Here is a 20952-nt window from a genome sequence, read left to right as displayed (position 1 = left end):
TGCCCAGTCGCCAGGATGGCGCGGTAAGCCGGCGATTATAGCGGCGGCCTCCGGTCATTCCAAGCCTGTGAAGGCCGGGAAAGCTGAACAGGGCCTGCCGATCAGGCGGTTCCGGCCACCAACGGCTGCCACAGCGCCGCCGCCAGCACCTGCCGGGCCTTGGCGCACAGCGCCGCCGAGTTCGCCAGCAGGCCCCCATCGATCACCGCGATCGGCCAGATGCCGGCTGCGTTGCAGGCGATGGCCGCGTCGAATCCAGTCAGGTCCGCCAGGGCGACCGGCCGCACCTGCTGATCGCCGCCCCACCCGGCCTGCAGCAGGCGCTCCTGGGTACCGCGCAGCGCGGGCGCCTGCGGCCAGATCAACGTGTCACCCGAGGCGAAGGCGATGTTCCAGGTGGTGCCTTCGCTGACCAGGCCGTCGTCGCCGACGAACAGCGCGTCATCCACGCCTGCCAGCAAGGCCTCGCGGCGATGCTGGAACAGCGCGAACGTGCCCACATGCTTCACGTGCGGCAGTTCGCGCTGGTAGCGCACCGTCCGCAGCCGCCGCGCTATCGCCGGCAGATCGACCGGTGGTGCGACGGCGACCAGTACATCGACGGCGACGGGTCGCAGCGGCTGCCGGAAATCGAACTGCCGTGAAAACACGGTCACCCGCAGCGAGGCATCGACTGCACCTTCGGCCTGCAGCGCATCGTGCATCCAGGCACGCACCTGCAGCGGATCCAGTGCGGTGCCGAACAGCTCCACCGTGCCCTCCTGCAGACGCTGCAGATGCAGATCCAGACCCTGCACCGCGCCATTGCGCACCTGCAGCGAGGTGAAATGACCGTAGTTGGTCAGTGCGCCGGCAAGGTCATCGGCGCTGGCAACGCGGCCATTGCAGTACAGCGTCATCCGAGCAACGCCTTCGCATCGGCCCACATCTGCTGCAGCACCTCGGCCGCCGGGCGCGCCGGGGCCATCCACGCGGACTGCCCCGCCCAAGCCTGCATTGCATCAAGATTGTTGTCCCGGCCCGCCTGCGCGCGCATCGGCGCGGTCAGCCCGCGCTGCACCGGATACGGCCGCGGCGGTGGTGCGTCAGCAGACGCCGCCGCGCGCACATACGCGGTGGCCAGGCCACGGCCGAGACGACCACTGAAGGCGCGCGTCGGCCAGGTGTCTTCCGGTTCGGCGTTCGCCAATGCCTGTGACCATGCCGGATTCAACTGGCACTCCGGGGTGCGCAGGAACGCGGTGCCCACCTGCACCGCACTCGCACCGAGCGTCAGGGCCGCCGCGATGCCGCGCCCATCGGCGATGCCACCGGCCGCGATGACCGGGACATCCAGATGATCGGCCAGCCGCGGCAGCAGCGCGAACAATCCGACCAGCTGGCGCTCGGCCGCGTCTGGATCGAACGCACCACGATGGCCGCCCGCCTCGAACCCCTGCGCGACCACCGCATCGGCACCGGCCGCCTGCGCGGCACGCGCTTCGGCCAAGGTCGTGGCACAGGCGATCCAGGCAATGCCCACGTCTTTCAGGCGCTGCACCTGTGCCGCCGAGAACACGCCCATGATGGTGGAGGCCACCGCCGGGCGCGCTTCGATCAAGGCATCGAACTGCGCGTCGACATCGGCCGGCCCGGCATCGGCCGCGCTGGCCGGCACGTCCGGGCCCCACTGCGCCAGAAAGCGGCGTGTCGCCGCTTCAGCATCGGCATCGCGTGACGGCAGCGGGTCGGGTATCCAGACGTTGACCTGCGCCGGCCCTGCGGACTGCGCACGGAAATCATTCATCCACGCCACGATGTCCTGCGGCTGGGACAGCACCGCGCCCATCGCGCCCATGCTGCCGGCATTGGCCAGCGCGGCCGACAGCGGCACGGGGCAGGCGCCGGCCATCGGCGCGAGCAGGATCGGGGCCTGCAATGCAAAACGCCGACAGAAGCTGTCGGCGCGTTCGAGAAGCGGGGAAACACTCACGCTCGGCGCACCTGTGAAAGGAGACGGTGCCAGCATACGCCGCACCGCCCCTGCCCGGAATGCGCCTGCGCAGGACTCAGCGGAACGGCATGCCGCCGCGCCCGCCCATGGCGCCCATCATCCCCTTCATGCTGCGCATCATGCCCTTCATGCCGCCGCCGGCCATCTTGCTCATCATCTTTTCCATCTGCTGGAACTGCTTCATGAGCTTGTTGACGTCGGCCGGGGTCAGGCCGGAACCGCGCGCGATACGGGCGCGGCGCGAGCCATTGAGCAGGCCCGGGTTGCGGCGCTCTTTCTTGGTCATCGAGTTGATGATCGCGATCATGCGCGGCACGTCCTTGCCCTGGCTGACCTGCTGCTTGAGGTGCTCGGGGATCTGGCCCAGGCCCGGCAGCTTGTCCATCAGGCCGCCGATGCCGCCCATGTTCTGCATCTGTTCCAGCTGGTCACGCATGTCGTTCAGATCGAACTTCTTGCCCTTGGCGACCTTCTCGGCCAGCTTCTGGGCCTTGTCCTTGTCGACCTGCTGCTCGACCTGCTCCACCAGCGACAGCACGTCGCCCATGTCCAGGATGCGGCTGGCGATACGGTCCGGATGGAACACGTCCAGACCGTCCGGCTTCTCGCTCACACCAACGAACTTGATCGGCTTGCCGGTGATGTAGCGCACGCTAAGCGCGGCACCGCCGCGGGCGTCACCGTCGGTCTTGGTCAGCACCACGCCGGTCAGTGGCAGCGCATCGCCGAAGGCCTTGGCGGTATTGGCGGCATCCTGGCCGGTCATGGCATCGACCACGAACAGCGTTTCGGCCGGGTTGACCGCGGCGTGCAGCGCCTTGATCTCGGCCATCATCGCTTCGTCGATGGCCAGGCGACCGGCGGTATCGACGATCAGCACATCCACGAACGACTTGCGCGCGTCATCGATCGCGGCGCGGACGATGGCTTCCGGCTTCTGGTCGGCGGTGGACGGGAAGAACAGCACGCCGACCTGGTCGGCCAGGGTCTTGAGCTGCTCGATCGCGGCCGGACGATAGACGTCGGCCGAGACCACCATCACCTTCTTCTTGCGCTTTTCCTTGAGGTGCTTGGCCAGCTTGCCCACCGTGGTGGTCTTGCCCGCACCCTGCAGGCCGGCCATCAGAATGATCGCGGGGGCCGGCACGTTGAGGTTCAGGTCCGAGGCGGCCGAGCCCATGACCGCGGTCAGCTCGTCGCGCACGACCTTGATCAGCGCCTGGCCGGGCGTCAGCGACTTGAGCACTTCCTGGCCCACCGCACGCACCTTGATGCGTTCGACCAGCGCCTGCACCACCGGCAGCGCCACGTCGGCTTCAAGCAGCGCGATGCGGACTTCGCGGGTGGCCTCGCGGATGTTTTCCTCGGTCAGGCGACCGCGGCCACGCAGCCGCTCGATGGTGCCGGAGAGGCGCTGGGTCAGGGACTCGAACATGGAAGCGACCTGTTCAGAACAAAAGACAATGAGACCGCCAGTATAACGGTTCCGCCCCGGCTCCCGGACCGGCCCCGGCGGCGGCGCTGCGGGCATCGCCAGCACCCCGGGGGTATGCGAAACTGACACGATGACAATCGTTCTCATCGCGACCCTGCTGTACCTGACCGCCACCGGCCTGCTGGTGCGCGCGGTCGTCCGCGATGATGCGGTGACCTCCCCGGCCTGGCTGTGGCCGGCGCTGCCGGCCATGCTGCTGCACGGCGGCTATCACGTGCTGGTGGCGATGCGTACCAGCGGCGGGCCGGACATGCACTTCTTCGCCGCGCTGTCGCTGGTCGGCCTGGGCATGGCGTGGCTGACCTCGCTGGTCGCCGCGCGCGGGCGCATGGCGGCGCTTGGCGTGCTGGTGTTCCCGATGGCCGCCGTGGTGCTGTGGATCTATCACGCCTACGGCCACGAGCCGAGCAAACCGCTGGGCTGGCAATTGGCCACGCACGCGTGGATGGCGCTGCTGGCCTACGCCACCCTGAGCGTGGCCGCCTTGCTGGCGATCATGCTGTGGCTGCAGGAACGCGCCCTGCGCCGCCGTGATTTCCGCCCGTGGCTGCGTGCGCTCCCCCACTGGCGGACCTGGAAGCCCTGCTGTTCCGGGTGATCGCGGTCGGCTTTGCGCTGCTCACGCTGACCCTGGTCACCGGCGTGCTGTTCGTCGATGACCTGCTGGCCCAGAAGCTGGTGCACAAGACGGTGCTCAGCATCCTGTCCTGGATCGTGTTCGGCACGCTGCTGATCGGCCGCCGTCGCTATGGCTGGCGCGGTGCGAAGGCGGTGCATTGGACCCTCACCGCGATGGCGCTGCTGCTGCTGGCCTTCTTCGGCAGCCAGTTCGTGATCGAACTGGTGTTCGGACGCACGCGATAGCGGCGTGCCGACCAACGGTCGGCACGCCGCTATCCGCTGATCACAACCCGTACCGTTCGATCGCGTCCAGATGCGGCTGCCGGTCCTGGTCGCAAGCCTCGGCCAGGCGCAGCCAGCAGTGTGGGTGTGCCCACCCCGCCGTCGCCTGCTGCAGGAAGCGATGCAGTGCCAGCGGCGCGTGATCCTGCGGCTGGGCGACCGTGAACAGCAGCCCCGGCAGCGTCCCGCCTTCGGCATCCGGATCGGTCACGGTGTAATCCGCACGGCTGTGCGACCACACCTTCCAGCCCTGCGCCTCGGCCGCTTCCACCAACGCGTTCCATGCCGCCTCGCCCGGATGCGCGCCGTCGACCAGCCAGCTGCGTGCGAATCCCCCCCGCTCCAGCACGTGCACCTGCGCATAGGTCGGAATGAAGTGCTCGCGCTCGGCTTCGTCCTCTGGTGCGGGGTGCACCAGGCCGGCGTCGAACACCACCCAGTCACCCACCTGCTGCGCGCGGTTGGCCGGTGCGTTCTCGACGATGCGCGCGGTCACCGGCCCGCTGCGGCGGGCGTAGTACTCCACCGGCTCGCCGCCGTCTTCGCTGCGGATGATCACCCAGCCCCAGGGCTCTTCGACCACGCCCTGCTGGCTGGACAGTTCCATGCCGATCGCGGCCGCCGAGCGTCGCACCGCATCCCAGTCGCCCGCCGCACTCGCCGCACTCATGTGGTCCCAGTGCGCGGCATTCGGCTCCTCCAGCGTCTCCACCAGCTGCGCGTAGCAGGCCTGCGCATCGCTGAAGCGGCCGGTCTCCATGTACATGCTGGCAAGCGTCCGGCGTGCGCCGTTCGAGCCCGGCGACAACGCCAACAACGCCTGCGCGGCCTGTTCCAGCGCCGGCCAGTCGGACGCGCGCCGTGCACGCTGTACTTCGCACCAGTGCGCGAACACCGGCACGCTGTCGCGATAGGTCGCGGCCAGCCTGCGCAGGCCATCATCATCGCCCTGCTCGGCCAGCCAACGCATCAGGGTGTAGGCCGCCGCGCCATCTTCCTGCGCGTGGCCGCGGACGAAGTCCCAGAGCAGCGCCATGGCTTCGGTGGTTGCGCCGCAGGCGTGCAGCGCCGAGGCAGCGACCTCGGCCAGCGCGCCGTCGTCCGGCTGCTCGGCGTGCGCCTGCAGCAGCCACTGCGCTTCACGCTCAGGATCGCGCGACTGGTGCTGTTCGCCCTGCGCCTGCAGCCATGCCAGCAGTTCATCGGCGGGCACCGGCAGCGGTGCCATCTCCGGCAGTGCCTCGATCCGTGCGGCCAATCCAGCCACCAGCGCGGCAGCGCCACGATCCTGCCGCAGCTGCGCCAGATGGGTCCGGGCCAGACCGAGCTGGCGCTGCGCCACCCAGCGCGCGCCACGCTGCAGGGCCAGTTCCAGGCTCAATGCAGCGATCTCGATCACCAAGCGATGCGCGCCGACCGCGGCGAAGTGCTCGATGATGGTGTTGAAGCGCGTGCCCAGATCCCAGGTATTGCGCGCGCCATCCCGGCTGCACAGTGTCGAGGCGGAATTGGCCCACAACCGCCAGTGGTTCGGCGTCAGCTCGCTCCATGGCACCAGCTGCTGCAGTGCCTCTTCGTCACGCCCCAGCTGGGCCAGCGCCCAAGCCTTGGACAGCCGGCGCGGCACCGTGCAGTTGGCCGGCTCGTAGTCGCCTGCAGCGGCTACTTCGGCCTCGCGCTGCTCGATCAGTGCCAGCGCCTCCTCCGCACGGCCGCTGGCCAGCAGGATCTTGATCTGCATTTCCGGGAAGCTGTCGAACACCTCCTTGCCACGCGCCTGGATCGCCGCCGCCTGCACCTGCAGGTACTCCAGCGCGTCCTGGCCGCGGCCGTCGTCCAGCAGCGCGTCCGCCTTCTCGCAGCTCAGGCACTGGAAGCAGGCCCAGCTCGGGTCGATACGGCCCAGCGTCTCGTCGCAGACCTCGATGCGCTCGGGCACCCAGCCCGGACCATCGATGTTGCCGTAACAGGCGGCAAGATCCTGGGTGACGCAGATCGACTGCGGGCAATCCAGGGTATCGGCACGGTGTGCGCGTTCGAACAGCGCCACCGACTCGCCCAGTGCGCTTTCACCTTCCATGCGGTTGCCGACGCGGTTGCGCAGCGCCCAATGGCCGACATAGACGTCGACCCAGGGGTTGTCCAGCGCCTTGCCCAGCGCGCGCGCTTCGGGCAGCAGTGCATCGACGCGGTCGACCTGCAGTTCACTGACGTCATCGGCAAGGCGGGTCAGCAGGTGGGCGTTCTGTGCCTGCCCGGCCTGACGCAGGTCTTCCTGCAGTTTTTCAACCCAGTTCCAGATATCCATGGGGGGAATGCTCCTGTCTAGCGAAGGCTGGATGAGAGGGGGCGGTGCTCAGCGCAGCATCTGCTGCAGGGCACCGGCAATATCGGTAAATGCACCATTGAGATCGGGGCCCGGCGTTGCCGCCCCCCGCTGCAACGGCCGGCCCTGTGCGGACACGATGATCTTCAGCGAGCGCAGCAGGCGTGCGGCCGAGGCGGCCTGCGGGTGGCCATCGCGCTGGGCCTGCAGCAATGCCTGCACCGCTGGATTGTCCAGGTTGAGGTAGAGCCGTGACGGCGCACGCGCCTCGATTCGCGCGGTGAACTGGCGCGCCAGCCGCAGTGCGGCCATCGATACGCGCTTGTCGTTCTCGTCGTCTTCCAGTCGCTGCTTCAGCTCGGCTTCGCGGTCGGGCACCACCACCACCGGCAGCGCCTCGGGGCTGAACCGCGCCGGCAGCAGCTGTTCGCCATCGCCCAGGTGTTCGCGCAGCCAGGCCAGCTGCGCATCGTCAAGGCTGTCGTCAGTGCGGAACAGTGCGCGATTGCCCTGCTCGGTACCGAGCTCAACCAGGCGCAGGCCTTTGGCCTGGGCCCAGCGGCGCAGGAAGGGCACCACTGCATAGCGATGGCCATGCGCGACCGGCACGCCCATCGCACGGAACAACATTTCCTCGAAGCCGCCACCGTTGTCGAGGATCACATGCACCGCGCCACGCGCCGGCAACGCGCTGGCCGGCAGGTCGCCCTGCGAGGTCGGCACGCGCACGTGTTCCAGCAGCAGGTCGAACAGGCGCTCATCGCACAGGGCTGCGCCCAGCAGGGCTTCATTGTGCCGGCTGAGCACACGCCGCCAGGCTTCGGGCTGCTGGCGTGCGACGTCGGCCAGGCCATCGATCAGCGCTTCCAGCAGGGCGTGCTGCACGGCGCGATAGTGATCATCGCGCTGCAGATCCTCGCGGCTGGCCGTCGGGGTCAGCTTCGACGATTCGATCACCCCGCCGATGAAGCCGGCCCACGGCGGCAGCAGGTCGCGTGCATCGTCGTCCAGCAGCATGCCGCGCACGAACACCGACAGGTTGCGGTTGTCGCTGGTGCCGTAGGTGGCACCGTCCTGCACCCAGAGCATCCCGACGGCGTCGCTGCTGCCATCGGACTGCAGCGGCATCGTCACGATGGGCTCGAAATCGTGTTCGAAACGGGCAGCGAACTGCAGCGCCTGGCGGCGCGCCTGCACGGGATGCAGCGCGACGTCCCCCTGCCCGCGCCACGGCGGCGGTTCGGGGTTGATGGCCTCGGCGGCAGCGCCGATGAAGATCGGTTCGGACAGCAGCGCGCAGTAGCGGCCAAGCACCTCGTGCAGGCGCGCTTCGTTGGCCAGCGGCAGGAAGTCCGGATGCAGCTGCAACTCGACCTCGGTACCGATCGCCCGTGCCGGCACGTCGCTGACGGTGTACTGCTCGGCGTTGCTGGACACGTACAGGTGGCCCAGCTCCGGCGCCTGGTAGGAGGTGGTGCGCACGCTGACACGGCGCGCCAGCACGAAGGCCGACAGGAACCCCAGGCCGAACATGCCGATCAAGCCGTCATTGTCCTCGCCCTCCTGGCGCAGGCCACGGGTGTAACCCACGCCGACCGTGGCCAGGTAATCGTGGATTTCCTGCCGGGTCAGGCCGGCACCGGTGTCGGTGATGCGCAGCACGCCGGCGGCGGCATCGACCTGCACGTCGATGCGCGACACACACGGGATGCCGGGCTGCTCGATACGGCGGCGGATGATCGAATCGTGCGCGTTCTGCACCAGTTCGCGCAGCGCCACCATCGGGGTGGAATACAGGTGCTTGCCCAGCACCGTCATCAGTCCATTGAGATCGACCCCGGCGCGGCGGATTTCGGCAGCGGGGGTGCTGAACATCGGGTCCTGCATGTAATCGATTACTCCTTGCCACGGAAAAGCGCCGGAGGGCGCCTTCGTCGAGCCCGGAAAACTAGCACAGGCTGGCTGACCGCAGACCCATTCGTCATGGGTGGAGCCGAGCATGGGCTCGGCTCTACAGGGGCGCGACAACCGAGCCTCGGCCCGGCCCCGGTCACAGCGCGTCGATCGCCTCCGACAACCGCTCCACCGCGATCACCTCCATGCCCTTCACGCTGCCCGTCTTCGGTGCATTCGCCTTTGGCACGATCGCGCGCTTGAAGCCATGCGTCGCTGCTTCGCGCAGGCGGTCTTCACCGTTGGGCACGGGGCGGATCTCGCCGGACAGGCCCACCTCGCCGAAGGCGATCGTCTTCTCGGCCAGCGGCCGGTCCTGCAGCGAAGACAGCACCGCCAGCAGCACCGGCAGATCGGCGGCAGTCTCCTGCACGCGGATGCCGCCCACCACGTTGACGAACACGTCCTGGTCGCCCACCAGCACGCCGCCATGCCGGTGCAGCACCGCCAGCAGCATCGCCAGGCGGTTCTGCTCCAGCCCCACCGCCACCCGGCGCGGGTTGGACAGCGGAGAAGCGTCCACCAGTGCCTGCACTTCCACCAGCAGCGGGCGCGTGCCCTCGCGGGTCACCATCACGCAGCTGCCCGGCTGCTGGGTGCTGCCGCCGGAGAGGAAGATCGCCGAGGGATTGGAGACCTCTTTCAGGCCCTTCTCGCCCATGGCGAACACGCCCAGCTCGTTGACCGCGCCGAAGCGGTTCTTGAACGCCCGCAGCAGGCGGAATCGGCTGCCGCTCTCACCTTCGAAGTACAGCACCGCGTCGACCATGTGCTCGAGCACGCGCGGGCCGGCAATGCCGCCCTCCTTGGTGACGTGGCCGACCAGGAACACGGCGGTGCCGGTTTCCTTGGCAAAGCGCACCAGCCGTGCGGCGCTCTCACGCACCTGGCTGACCGAGCCGGGCGCGGCGGTCAGCGATTCGGTCCACAGCGTCTGCACCGAATCGGCCACGATCAGCCGCGGCTTGGCTACGCTGGCATGCTGCAGGATCGCCTCGACCTGGGTTTCGGACAACGCGTTGACGTTGTCCAGCGGCAGATCCAGGCGAACGGCACGGCCAGCCACCTGCGAGAGCGATTCCTCACCGGTGATGTACAGCACCGGCAGGCTGGCGGCCATCTTCGCCACCGCCTGCAGCAGCAGGGTGGATTTGCCGATGCCGGGATCGCCACCGACCAGCACCACCGCACCTTCGACCAGACCACCGCCGAGCACGCGGTCGAACTCGCCGATGCCGGTACTCACCCGCAGGTGCTCGGTCTGCTGTACGTCCTTGAGCGCCATGATCTTCGGCGCATCCACCTTGCCGGCCCAGCCGGAACGGCGCGACGCCGGCGACGACTTGGCAGGCGTGGCGCTTTCCAGCGTGATTTCGCTGAGCGTGTTCCAGACCCCGCACTCGGTGCACTGGCCCTGCCACTTGCTGTATTCGGCGCCACATTCACTGCAGACGTAAGCGGTGAGTCGCTTGGCCATGTCAACTTCCGCTTCAGAATCGATGCGGCAGGATAGCCGAGCCGCGTCGCAGCAACCGAGACGCCGTGCGCCCCAGCCCCCTCAAGAATCCGGCCACAGTGCCGATACTCCGGCGGGCCACCGCCTTTCCTTCAACTTTCCAGGCTTCTCCATGACCGGCACCTACAGCCAGAGTCTTGTCGTGTTCTCGCTGCTGGTTGCCATCCTCGCCTCCTACACCGCGCTGGACATGGCCGGCCGACTGGCCAGTACCCAAGGGCGGGTCGCCCGCTGGTGGCTGGCCGGCGGCGCCACCGCGATGGGCCTGGGGGTCTGGTCCATGCACTTCATCGGCATGCTGGCCTTCCATCTGCCGATCCCGGTCGGCTATGACCTGGCGATCACCCTGTACTCGCTGGCGGTCTCGGTCGGTGCCTCGGCCTATGCGCTGTGGCTGGTCTCGCGCGCGGAGCTGCCCTGGTCGCGCCTGTGCGCCGGCGCGGTACTGATGGGCCTGGGCATCGCCACCATGCATTACCTGGGCATGAGCGCCCTGCAGATGCAGCCGGGCATCGACTACAACCCGGTCTGGTTCGCCGCCTCCATCCTGATCGCCATCGGCGCGGCCGGCGCAGCACTGTGGATCGCCTTCCGGCTGCGCCTGGAGCAGCGGCGGCCCTTCCTGCTGCGCGGGCTGGCCTCGCTGGTGATGGGCCTGGCGATCGTCGGCATGCACTACACCGGCATGGCCGCGGCCAACTTCCCCGAGGGCGCGGTCTGCGGTGCCGCGTTCGGCGAAGGCATCGATGCCAAATGGCTGGCCGTGCTGGTGATCGTCACCACCCTGGGCACCCTGGGCATCGCGCTGATCTCCTCGGTGTTCGATCGACAGATGCGCACCCGCACCGGCCTGCTGGCCGACTCGCTGGCGCAGGCCAATGAAAAGCTGCTGCAGGCGGCCCTGCACGACCCACTGACCCAGCTGCCCAACCGCATGCTGCTGCAGGACCGCATCGAGCAGGCCATCGAGAAAGCACGCCGCCGACAGTTCAGCTTCGCGGTGATGTTCTGCGACCTGGATGGCTTCAAGACGATCAACGACGCCTACGGCCATCAGCTCGGCGACAAGCTGCTGATCCAGGTCAGTGAACGCGTGTCGGCGCTGCTGCGCGCGCAGGACACCTTCGCCCGGCTGGGCGGCGACGAGTTCGTCATCGTGTTCCAGATCGACGACCCCGAAGACGCCGCCGTTGTCGCCGAACGAATCATCGCCTGCGTGGCCGAGCCGTTCGAGATCGATGCACTGGAACTGCAGGTCAGCGCCAGCCTGGGCATCGCGCTGTACCCGGCCGATGCCACCACCGAGCGCGACCTGATGGCCCACGCCGACGCCGCGATGTACCACACCAAGGATTCGGGCCGGAACGGCTATACGTTCTTCACCCAGTCGCTCAACGTGAGCGCGAACCGCCAGCTCAAACTGCTGCAGGAGCTGCGCAAAGCGGTCAGCCGCAATGAGCTGGTGCTGCATTACCAGCCCAAGTTCCAGGCCAATGGTGAATCACTGATCGGCGCCGAAGCGCTGGTGCGCTGGCAGCATCCCGAGCTGGGGCTGCTCTCGCCCGACGCCTTCATCCCCATCGCCGAGCGAAGCGGGCTGATCCTGGCGCTCGGCGAGTGGGTGCTCGACCACGCCTGCCGCCAGCTGCGCCAGTGGCACGATGCCGGGAATCCCGACTGGACCATGGCGGTGAATCTGTCGCCGTTGCAGTTCGGTTCCAGTACGCTGCTCGATACGGTGCGCCGCACCCTGGATCGCCATGGCCTGGACCCGAAACGACTCACGCTGGAAGTGACCGAAACCACGGCAATGAAGGACGTCGATGCCAGCCTGCTGATCCTGCACGGGCTGACCGCGATGGGCGTGAACATCTCCATCGACGATTTCGGCACGGGTTACTCCAGCCTGCTCTACCTCAAGCGCATGCCGGCCACCGAGCTGAAGATCGACCGTGCGTTCGTGCGTGATCTGGAGGACAACGCCGAGGATGCCGCCATCGTCTCATCGATCATCGCGCTGGGCCGTTCGCTGCAGCTGCAGATCGTCGCCGAAGGCGTGGAGACGGCCGGCCAACGCCAGTACCTGAGCGACATGGGCTGCGATCAGCTGCAGGGGTATCACCTGGGCCGGCCGGTGGATGCGGCGGAGTTCATGCGGTTGGCGAAGGCGGCGTAACGCGCGGCTCGGCGCCTCGGTTCCGGTAGCCGAGCCGCGGCGGGACTCGGCTTCTCATACGGATGCGAGGGCGAACCAAACAGAAAGGCCGCCCGAGGGCGGCCTTTCTGCGTGTGGCAACGTCGCGAAGACGTCAGTGCATCATGTGCACGTTCATGTTGTGCATGACCCACAGCGAACCGGCAACGATGATGCCGATCACCACGACGGTGAAGGCCGCCGCGCTGACGTTCCAGCGCTGTTCCGAGGAGCGGTCCAGGTGCAGGAAGAACACCAGGTGCACCAGGATCTGCAGCACCGCCGCAACGACGATGATGACGCCGGTGGTGAAGCGCGGCAGGTCGCCATGCATGACCGCCCAGAACGGGATGATGGTCAGCACCGCGGCCAGCAGGAAGCCGATCAGGTAGGACTTGACGCTGCCGTGGCTTTCGCCGGCGGCACCGTGGCCATGATCGTGTGCGTGATTGTCATGTGCGGCCATTACAGCGCTCCATTCAGATAGACGACGGAGAACACGCCGATCCAGATCAGATCCAGGAAGTGCCAGAACAGGCTCAGGCACGCCATGCGGGTCTTGTTGGTCTGGGTCAGGCCGTTCTGCTTGATCTGGATGAACATGATCAGCAGCCACAGCAGACCCGCGGTCACGTGCAGACCGTGGGTACCCACCAGCGCGAAGAACGCCGACAGGAAGGCACTGTGGTCCGGACCGTAGCCCTGGTGGATCAGGTGGTTGAACTCCCACACTTCCATGCACATGAAGCCGAAGCCCAGCAGCCAGGTCAGTGCAAGCCATGCGTACATCTGGCCCACCTTCTGCTTGTGCATGGCGATCATGCCCAGGCCGAAGGTCAGCGAGGAGACCAGCAGCAGCGTGGTTTCCCAGGCGACGAAGGACAGTTCGAACAGGTCCTTCGGGCCGGGGCCACCGTCGGTGCCGCCGGACAGCACGATGTAGGTCGCAAACAGGGTGGCGAAGATGAGGCAATCGCTCATCAGGTACACCCAGAAACCGAAGACGGTATTGCCGCCGGTGTCGTGGTGCTCGTGGTCGTCATGGCCGTGGGCCGCCGCGTGCGCGGCGTGCCCAGGGTTCATGGTGTTGGGGATAGTGGTGCTCATGCCTTCAGCTCCGATTTCACCAGGCCCTGCGCCACCAGGTGGCGACGGTGCTCATTTTCGATCCGCTCCACTTCCGCGGCCGGCACGTAGTAATCCACGTCCTTGTCGAAGGTGCGCCAGATGAAGGTACCGATCATGCCGACCAGACCCACGATGGCCAGCCACCAGATGTGCCAGATCATCGCAAAGCCGAATACCAGGCTGAAGGCGCCGATCACCACACCGGTGCCGGTGTTGCGCGGCATGTGGATGTCGGTGTACTTGGCCGGGCGTTCCCACGCCTCACCACGCTGCTTGCGCTCCCAGAACTCGTCCAGTTCGTTGACGCGCGGCAGCGAGCCGAAGTTGTAGAACGACGGCGGCGAAGAGGTTTCCCACTCCAGCGTACGGGCATCCCACGGATCGCCGGTCAGGTCGGCGGTCTTCTTGCGGTCGCGGATCGACACGGCGATCTGGATCACCTGGCACAGGATGCCGGCGCCGATGATGAAGGCACCGCACATGGCGATGATCAGCAGCGGCTGGTATTCCAGGTTCGGGTAGCTCTGCATGCGGCGGGTCATGCCCATGAAGCCCAGGATGTACAGCGGCATGAACGCGACATAGAAGCCGATGAACCAGCACCAGAACGCGCGCTTGCCCCAGGTTTCATTGAGGCGGAAGCCGAACATCTTCGGCCACCAGTAGGTGATGCCGGCGAACATGCCGAACACCACGCCGCCGATGATGACGTTGTGGAAGTGGGCGATCAGGAACAGGCTGTTGTGCAGCACGAAATCGATGGCCGGGATCGCCAGCATCACGCCGGTCATGCCGCCGATGGTGAAGGTGACCATGAAGCCGATCGTCCACAGCACCGGGGTCGTGAACTGCACGCGACCGCGGAACATGGTGAACAGCCAGTTGAAGATCTTCACGCCGGTCGGGATCGAGATGATCATCGTCGTGATGCCGAAGAAGGCATTGACGTTGGCACCCGAGCCCATGGTGAAGAAGTGGTGCAGCCACACGATGAACGACAGCACGCCGATGCAGGCGGTGGCGTAGACCATGCCCTTGTAGCCGAACAGCGCCTTGCGCGAGAACGTCGCGATGACCTCGGAGAACACGCCGAAGGCCGGCAGGACCAGGATATAGACTTCCGGGTGACCCCAGATCCAGATCAGGTTGATGTACAGCATGGCGTTGCCGCCACCATCATTGGTGAAGAAATGCGTGCCCAGGTAACGGTCCAGGGTCAGCAGCACCAGGGTGATGGTCAGCACCGGGAAGGCGGCGATGATCAGCACGTTGGTGACCAGCGCGGTCCAGGTGAACACCGGCATCTGCATCAGCTTCATGCCGGGGGTACGCATCTTCAAGATGGTGATGAAGAAGTTGATGCCGCTCAACGTGGTACCCAGGCCTGCCACCTGCAGGCCCCAGATGTAGTAATCGACACCTACCCCTGGACTGTATTCCTTGCCTGACAACGGCGGGAAGGCCAGCCAACCGGTCTGCGCGAACTCACCGACACCCAGCGAGATCATCACCAGGCCCGCGCCCGCCACGAACAGCCAGAAGCTGAGCGAGTTGACGAACGGGAAGGCGACGTCGCGTGCGCCGATCTGCAGCGGCACGACGACGTTCATCAGGCCGGTGATCAGCGGCATCGCCACGAAGAAGATCATGATCACGCCGTGGGCGGTGAAGATCTGGTCGTAGTGATGGGGGGGCAGCACGCCCTCGTTGCCGCCAGCGGCCATGGCCTGCTGGACACGCATCATGATCGCGTCGGCGAAGCCGCGCAGCAGCATGACGAAGGCGACGATGAGGTACATCACGCCGATCTTCTTGTGGTCCACCGAGGTGAACCACTCCTTCCAGAGATAGCCCCACAGCTTGAACTTGGTGATCAGGGCCAACAAAAGCATGCCACCGATGCCCGCGCCGATCAGCGTGGTGATGATGATCGGGTCATGCGGGATGTCGGCAAAGGTGAGTTTACCCAACAGATTCATGGTCATTCTCCCGAGCCGCCGTGACCGGTGTGACCGGCTGCGGCGTGCTCGTCTGCAGTGTGTTCGGCGTGTGCAGCAGCATCGCCTTCAGCCATCGCGTGGCCGTCGTGCGATTCCCCGGCCGGCATGGCGTGGCCTGCGTGGCTTTCGCCCTCGGCGCCGTCATGCTTCATGGCCTTGTGGTCGTGCTTCATGCCGTAATGCTGGTTGTCGCCCATGTGCTTGGCGATGACCCAGTCGAACAGGCCGGTCTCGGTGGTACCGAAGTAGGTCACCGGGTGCCAGTCGTGGTTCTTCTCGGCGGTCAGCGCAGCAAAGGCAGTCTTGTCCAGGGTCGCGCTTTCGCCACGCACCTTGGTCAGCCACTGCTGGTACTCCGCCTCGGTCACCGAGTGTGCGGAGAAATGCATCTTGCTGAAGCCCGCGCCGCTGTAGTGCGAGGACATGCCCGGGAACTCACCGGTCTCGTTGGCGATCAGGTGGAGCTTGGTCTCCATGGCCGTCATCGAGTAGATCATGCTGCCCAGGTGCGGAATGAAGAACGCATTCATCACCGTATCGGACGTGATCTTGAAGTTCAGCGGGGTATCGACCGGGAAGGTGATCTCGTTGACGGTGGCGATGTTCTCTTCGGGATAGATGAAGAGCCACTTCCAGTCCAGCGAGATGGCTTCGATCACCACCGGCTTCTTGTCCGAGTCCAGCGGACGGTACGGATCCAGCGCGTGCGAGGAACGCCAGGTCAGCACGGCCAGCACCAGCACGATCATGCACGGGATCGACCAGACCACCACTTCGATGGCCGTGGAGTGTGACCACTTCGGCTCATAACGGGCCTTGGTGTTGGTCGCACGGTACTTCCACGCGAAGGTGAGGGTCATGATGATGACCGGCACGACAACCAGCAGCATCAGCACGGTCGCCGTGATGAGCAGGGTCTTCTCGTCGTGGCCGATCTGGCCCTTGGGGTTGAGGATGGCCGAGTTGCAGCCCGTCAGGAACACGGACAACGCAAACAGCAGGCCCGGACGCAGGAAGCGTCCAAGGGGGTTCAACGGAATCATCGGTCGATCCAATTGCGTAGGGAATGCCAGTTCAAGCCCGCCTCCGTCCCAGCCAAAGCCGGTGGTGCCGGTCCAAGGGGACAGGCACGGAGGACGATCATGTCAGCCTTCTAATTTTAGGCCGTCATGCATCATTTAAGAAAGGCATTGACAATGATCCAGCGCAGGAAAGGCCTGTTTTGGGCTGCGACACGTTGTCGCAGTGCCGGGCAATCACCCGATTCGGCAACATTCCGCCCCTTGTATAGACATGAACGAGTCATCCGCAGGGCGCCAGCGGGTGGCCACCGTACACGCCCCGGCGGCCGGCGTCACCGGCAGCGCCGCTCAGGCGGCCAGCACCTGATTCGGACAGGCCGCCCCAGTGGCGAAGTCCGTCAGGTTGCACAGCGTGATCTCGGAGATCTCCTGCAGCGCCTCCACCGTGAAGAAGCCCTGGTGCCCGGTCACCAGCACATTGGGGAAGGTCATCAGCCGCTGGAACGCATCATCGTCGATGATGTCGCCGGACCGGTCCTGGAAGAACAGCCCGCTCTCCTGCTCGTACACATCGATGGCCAGATGCCCCAGCCGCCGTGACTTCAGCGCGCGGATCACGGCATGGGTATCCACCAGCCCACCGCGCGAGGTATTGACCAGCATCGCCCCGGGCTTCATCCCGGCGAGTGACGCATCGTCGATCAGGTAATGGGTCTCCGGCGTCAGCGGGCAGTGCAGCGAGACGACATCCGAGCGGGCGAGCAGCTCGTCCAGCGCGACCGACGTGCCGATCGCGGCGAACGCCGCCGACGGATACGGATCGTGGCCCAGCACGGTGCAGCCCATCCCGTTGAAGATACGGGCCGTGGCCAGGCCGATCTGCCCGGTGCCGACGATGCCCACCGTTTTGCCATGCAGCGTGCGGCCCAGCAGGCCATCGAGCATGAAGTTGCCCTCGCGCACCCGGTTGTAGGCGCGGTGGGTCCGGCGGTTGAGCGTCATCACCAGCGCCAGCGCATGCTCGGCCACGGCCTCCGGCGAATACGCGGGCACGCGGGCCACGAACAGGCCCAGCTGCCCCGCCGCCGCCAGGTCGACATTATTGAAGCCGGCGCAGCGCAGCAGCACCGCGCGTACCCCCAACACCTGCAGCGCCTGCAGTACCGGGGCATCCAGCCGGTCATTCACGAACACACAGACCGCCTCGCAATCCTGCGCCAGCGCCGCGGTATGCAGATCCAGCGCGGCATCGAAGTACAGAAACTCGAACAGCTGCCCTGCCCCGCGGCGCTGGCTGGCCTCATCGAGAAACTGCTGGTCGTACGGGCGGGCGCTGAATACTGCGATCTTCATGAGGGTGATCCCCGGGAGTTCGAGCCTGACGATACCGCAGTACACTCCGGCCAACTGCCTGGAGCCTTCCGTGTCCCTGACTGCCCGCCTTCTCAGCTGGACCGCCACGCCGATGGGTCCTGTTCGCGCGTTGGACCCGCGCGCGCCCGTGACCTAGTATTCGCCCCTTGCAAGACGCCATGGGTGGATGTGCGTGGAAAGTTTCGAGCGGTTCAACGGGCGCCGTAGCGGTGCGGGCAAATCAGTCGCGATCCTGTCACACGGCTTTGGCACCGATCAGACCGCATGGAACACCCTGCGCCCTTGGTTTGAAGCACGCTTTGATGTGATCTCCTTCGATCTTGCCGGCTGCGGTCCGAAAGGTGCGCAGACCTACGTTTTCGAACGTCACGGCTCGCTGTTCGGCTATGCCGACGATCTGCTCGACATCCTGGACGAGCTGGACGTGCACAACTGCACGTACATCGGCCACTCGATGAGCGGAATGATCGGCGCGGCCGCCGCCGTTGCTCGGCCGGAGCTGTTCGAGCGACTGGTCATCATCGGTGCGTCGCCGCGTTATCTCGACGACGCCGGCTACACCGGCGGCTTCAAGCCGCAGGACCTGGAGCAACTGTTCGAGAGCATGCGCGCCAACTACCAGGCCTGGATCGCAGGCTTCGCCCCGATGGTCGTAGGCGTTGACGACAGCGCGGTTGTCGCCGACTTCTCCAACACGCTGTTCCAGATGCGCCCGGATATCGCACTCAATACGTCGCGCACGATCTTCACCTCCGATCTACGCAGCCTGGCTGCGCGGGTTTCCACGCCAGTGCACCTCATCCAGACCGCGCACGACATCGCCGTGCCGGTCGCGGTCGGCGAATGGCTGGCCAACGCGATCGACGACGCTACGCTCGATGTGATCGATGCCTCCGGGCATCTCCCGCATATGACCGCGCCGAACGACGTCGTGGACATTCTGGAACGGCGCCTGGGCGGAACGGCGCTGTGACCACGTCCGACAGTGAAGCGCTCGCCGCCCTGTGCCAGTTTGCCCGCCTCGCCTCCCACGCCGACCTGGTCATGGCGATGGAGGTGGAAGACGGCGGCAGGGCGACCTGGGCTGCCGCAGCACCGGCGCTGCCCTCGTCGAGCTTCAACCTGGCGCGCAGCGGCCTGTTCGAGCACACCTGGGGCGATGACGCCGTCGACGCGGCGGGGTTCCGGCTGCCGACCGCGGTGATCCATGCGCTGGAAGGCCTCCCCGCCCGCCTGCTCTACGTCCCGGCCCCCTCGCACGGGGCACCGCTCAGCGGCCTGCTGCTGCTCTGGCGAAACCAACCGGCGCCCGTCGGGCTGACCGGGCAGATGAGCCTGCTGGCAAAGAGCGTGGCACGCCTGTTGTCCGCACGCCGCGAGGCCGCCCGGCAGGTCATCGTGCGCAATCAGTTCCTCGATCTGTTCGACAGCGTGCCAGCCGGGATTGTCCTGATCGACGGCGACGGTGTCGGTGCTGCGGTCAACGAGCACGCCGCGGCATTGCTTGGCTGCATCGCCGGCAATCACCGCGCCGCGGATCTCGCCGGCCCGATGCGCGCTCTGCGCCAGCGCTGCGACAACCACACCGAACTGGAGCTGGCCTACAGCGCCCAGATGAACAACGATCAGTTCGCCGCGACGCTGAACTGGACACTGGGCGAGCGAACCTTGGAGGTGGACACCCACCCGGTGCGCGGCAACGGGGCGCACGGGCGCATCTGGCTGTTCACCGACGTCACCGCCGATCTGCTGATGGCCGCCGAACTGCGCCGCCTCGCCTCCTCCGATCCCTTGACCGGTGTTCCCAATCGACGGCACTTCGAGGAATGCTCGGCCCAGATCATCGCCGCCCGCGAAGCGAACGGCCGCGCTGTGGCGGTGCTCATGGTGGACGTGGATCACTTCAAGAAGATCAACGATACCTACGGCCATCCCGCCGGCGATGAAGTCCTCAAGGTCGTGGCCAGGCGCTGCCGGGACGCCCTTCGCGAGCGCGACCTGTTTGCCCGCTTCGGCGGCGAGGAGTTCATTGCCCTGCTGGCCGCGTCCGCCGTGGATGAGATTCCCGCCGCTGCCGAACGCCTGCGCCATGCGGTGGCCGCTGAACCCATCCTGGTGGGCGGCGACCGGATCTCCGTCTCCGTCAGCGTCGGTGGGGCGATCGGCGAGGCGTTGCCGGGCGGCGACCAGAAACTGCTGGAGGACCTGATCTCCCGCGCGGATGAGGCGCTGTATGAGGCCAAGACCAGCGGCCGGAACCAGGTCCGGATGGCGGCGCTGCAGCTGGCGCCGGTCGACCTCTGAGCCGCTCGGGCGGCACTTGTCCGCGTCAGCCTAACACTGTTAGATTCGTCGCCTAACATCGTTAGGCCACCCACAGTGCGTCAACCCATCGCGCGGGAAAACATCGTCGAGGCAGCCTTCCGGATCCTCGACGAGGATGGGCTGGAGGGCATCACGCTGCGCAAAGTGGCCTGCTCGCTGGGCATCCGCGCGCCCTCGCTGTACTGGCACTTCAAGAGCAAGCAGGCGCTGATCGACGCCATGGCCGACGCCATGATCTGCGACGTCGCCCGTGCGTTTCCCGCGGGACAGCCGTGGCGGCAGACCCTGCTGCAGATCGGGCGCGAGTTCCGCCTGGCCTTCAAGGCCCGCCGCGACGGTGCTCGGGTGTATGCCGGCACGTTCCTGGCCACCGAAAACGTGCTGCGGGTGGGTGAGGCGAGCATCGCCGCGCTGATCGGCGCGGGCGCCTCGGCACGCTTCGCTGCAACCACCTCGATGGACCTGGTGTACTACACGATGGGCTTCGTCATCGAGGAGCAGTCCTGGCCCGGCGACGGCAGCATGGAGGCGCTCGGTGAGGCCTTCATGGCGCTGGCCGAGGCGCGCTTCCCCCATTGCTGGCAGGCCCGTGACGTGTGGAGCGAAGTCGATTTCGACGCGCGCTTCGAGCAGGGGCTGGGCCTGATGCTGGATGGCATCGAGCTGCATCTGTCCCGCGACGCCTGATTCCCCCCTCCTTCTTTTTCCCGCTGTTCCGACCCG

15 protein-coding genes and 1 pseudogene are annotated in these 20952 nt (G+C 66.6%); 5 read left to right on the top strand and 11 right to left on the bottom strand.

Translation table 11 applies throughout. From position 1 onward, the window contains the following. Positions 1 to 101: 101 nt before the first annotated feature. The 3 genes from ACWV8V_RS01875 to ffh all read right to left on the bottom strand — a co-directional run bounded on the left by ACWV8V_RS01875 (position 102) and on the right by ffh (position 3428). A complete protein-coding gene (locus ACWV8V_RS01875; RefSeq protein WP_455898798.1) occupies positions 102 to 899 on the bottom strand; it encodes an aminotransferase class IV family protein in 798 nt (265 codons plus the stop codon). Continuing rightward, the gene (locus ACWV8V_RS01870) at positions 896 to 1972 is read right to left on the bottom strand and encodes an NAD(P)H-dependent flavin oxidoreductase (RefSeq protein ID WP_455898797.1); all 1077 of its coding nucleotides are present in this window, start codon (positions 1970 to 1972) and stop codon (positions 896 to 898) included. The genes ACWV8V_RS01875 and ACWV8V_RS01870 overlap by 4 nt, the downstream gene beginning before the upstream one ends. A 76-nt stretch (positions 1973 to 2048) precedes the next feature. Continuing rightward, on the bottom strand, positions 2049 to 3428 hold the full coding sequence (ffh, locus tag ACWV8V_RS01865; RefSeq protein WP_259261388.1) for a signal recognition particle protein: 1380 nt from the start codon (positions 3426 to 3428) through the stop codon (positions 2049 to 2051). A gap of 250 nt (positions 3429 to 3678) precedes the next feature. Here ffh and ACWV8V_RS01860 point away from each other — a divergent pair. Beyond that, positions 3679 to 4352: pseudogene (locus ACWV8V_RS01860) on the top strand (cytochrome C assembly family protein). 40 nt (positions 4353 to 4392) lie between these two features. On the opposite strand, the gene ACWV8V_RS01855 reads toward ACWV8V_RS01860, so the two are convergent. The 3 genes from ACWV8V_RS01855 to radA all read right to left on the bottom strand — a co-directional run bounded on the left by ACWV8V_RS01855 (position 4393) and on the right by radA (position 10147). Beyond that, positions 4393 to 6699, bottom strand: coding sequence for a tetratricopeptide repeat protein (locus ACWV8V_RS01855; protein ID WP_259261387.1), 2307 nt, complete (start codon positions 6697 to 6699; stop codon positions 4393 to 4395). Between the two features lie 48 nt (positions 6700 to 6747). After that, positions 6748 to 8604: an ATP-binding protein gene (locus ACWV8V_RS01850; protein WP_455898796.1), complete on the bottom strand. Its 1857-nt coding sequence runs from the start codon at positions 8602 to 8604 to the stop codon at positions 6748 to 6750. Between the two features lie 163 nt (positions 8605 to 8767). Further along, a complete protein-coding gene (gene radA / locus ACWV8V_RS01845; protein ID WP_455898795.1) occupies positions 8768 to 10147 on the bottom strand; it encodes a DNA repair protein RadA in 1380 nt (459 codons plus the stop codon). 151 nt (positions 10148 to 10298) lie between these two features. On the opposite strand from radA, the gene ACWV8V_RS01840 reads away from it, so the two are divergent. Continuing rightward, positions 10299 to 12362 carry a putative bifunctional diguanylate cyclase/phosphodiesterase gene (locus ACWV8V_RS01840; RefSeq protein WP_455898794.1) on the top strand — a complete coding sequence of 688 codons (2064 nt, stop codon included), beginning with the start codon at positions 10299 to 10301 and terminating at the stop codon, positions 12360 to 12362. Between the two features lie 133 nt (positions 12363 to 12495). Here the strand turns inward: ACWV8V_RS01840 and cyoD are convergent, their stop codons facing one another. The 5 genes from cyoD to ACWV8V_RS01815 form a co-directional block, all read right to left on the bottom strand. Beyond that, positions 12496 to 12846 (bottom strand): cytochrome o ubiquinol oxidase subunit IV, encoded by a 351-nt coding sequence (gene cyoD / locus ACWV8V_RS01835; RefSeq protein ID WP_019184497.1) that lies wholly within the window; start codon positions 12844 to 12846, stop codon positions 12496 to 12498. Beyond that, entirely contained in the window at positions 12846 to 13463 is a 618-nt protein-coding gene (gene cyoC / locus ACWV8V_RS01830) for a cytochrome o ubiquinol oxidase subunit III (protein WP_429000562.1), read from the bottom strand. The genes cyoD and cyoC overlap by 1 nt, the downstream gene beginning before the upstream one ends. A 20-nt stretch (positions 13464 to 13483) precedes the next feature. Then, entirely contained in the window at positions 13484 to 15481 is a 1998-nt protein-coding gene (gene cyoB / locus ACWV8V_RS01825) for a cytochrome o ubiquinol oxidase subunit I (RefSeq protein ID WP_259261420.1), read from the bottom strand. 8 nt (positions 15482 to 15489) lie between these two features. Further along, entirely contained in the window at positions 15490 to 16551 is a 1062-nt protein-coding gene (cyoA, locus tag ACWV8V_RS01820) for a ubiquinol oxidase subunit II (protein WP_455898793.1), read from the bottom strand. 327 nt (positions 16552 to 16878) lie between these two features. Then, positions 16879 to 17883: a 2-hydroxyacid dehydrogenase gene (locus ACWV8V_RS01815; protein ID WP_455898792.1), complete on the bottom strand. Its 1005-nt coding sequence runs from the start codon at positions 17881 to 17883 to the stop codon at positions 16879 to 16881. Positions 17884 to 18070: 187 nt separating this feature from the next. On the opposite strand from ACWV8V_RS01815, the gene ACWV8V_RS01810 reads away from it, so the two are divergent. From ACWV8V_RS01810 to ACWV8V_RS01800, 3 genes are all read left to right on the top strand, one after another. Next, the gene (locus ACWV8V_RS01810; protein WP_455898791.1) at positions 18071 to 18877 is read left to right on the top strand and encodes an alpha/beta fold hydrolase; all 807 of its coding nucleotides are present in this window, start codon (positions 18071 to 18073) and stop codon (positions 18875 to 18877) included. Next, entirely contained in the window at positions 18874 to 20208 is a 1335-nt protein-coding gene (locus tag ACWV8V_RS01805) for a GGDEF domain-containing protein (protein WP_259261380.1), read from the top strand. The genes ACWV8V_RS01810 and ACWV8V_RS01805 overlap by 4 nt, the downstream gene beginning before the upstream one ends. A 75-nt stretch (positions 20209 to 20283) precedes the next feature. After that, positions 20284 to 20916, top strand: coding sequence for a TetR/AcrR family transcriptional regulator C-terminal domain-containing protein (locus tag ACWV8V_RS01800; protein ID WP_259261379.1), 633 nt, complete (start codon positions 20284 to 20286; stop codon positions 20914 to 20916). Positions 20917 to 20952: the final 36 nt, after the last annotated feature.

It is taken from the genome of Stenotrophomonas sp. Ker107b (assembly GCF_053847245.1).
Note: the sequence above shows the minus strand (reverse complement) of the source record. Positions and strands in the feature narration are given on the sequence as shown.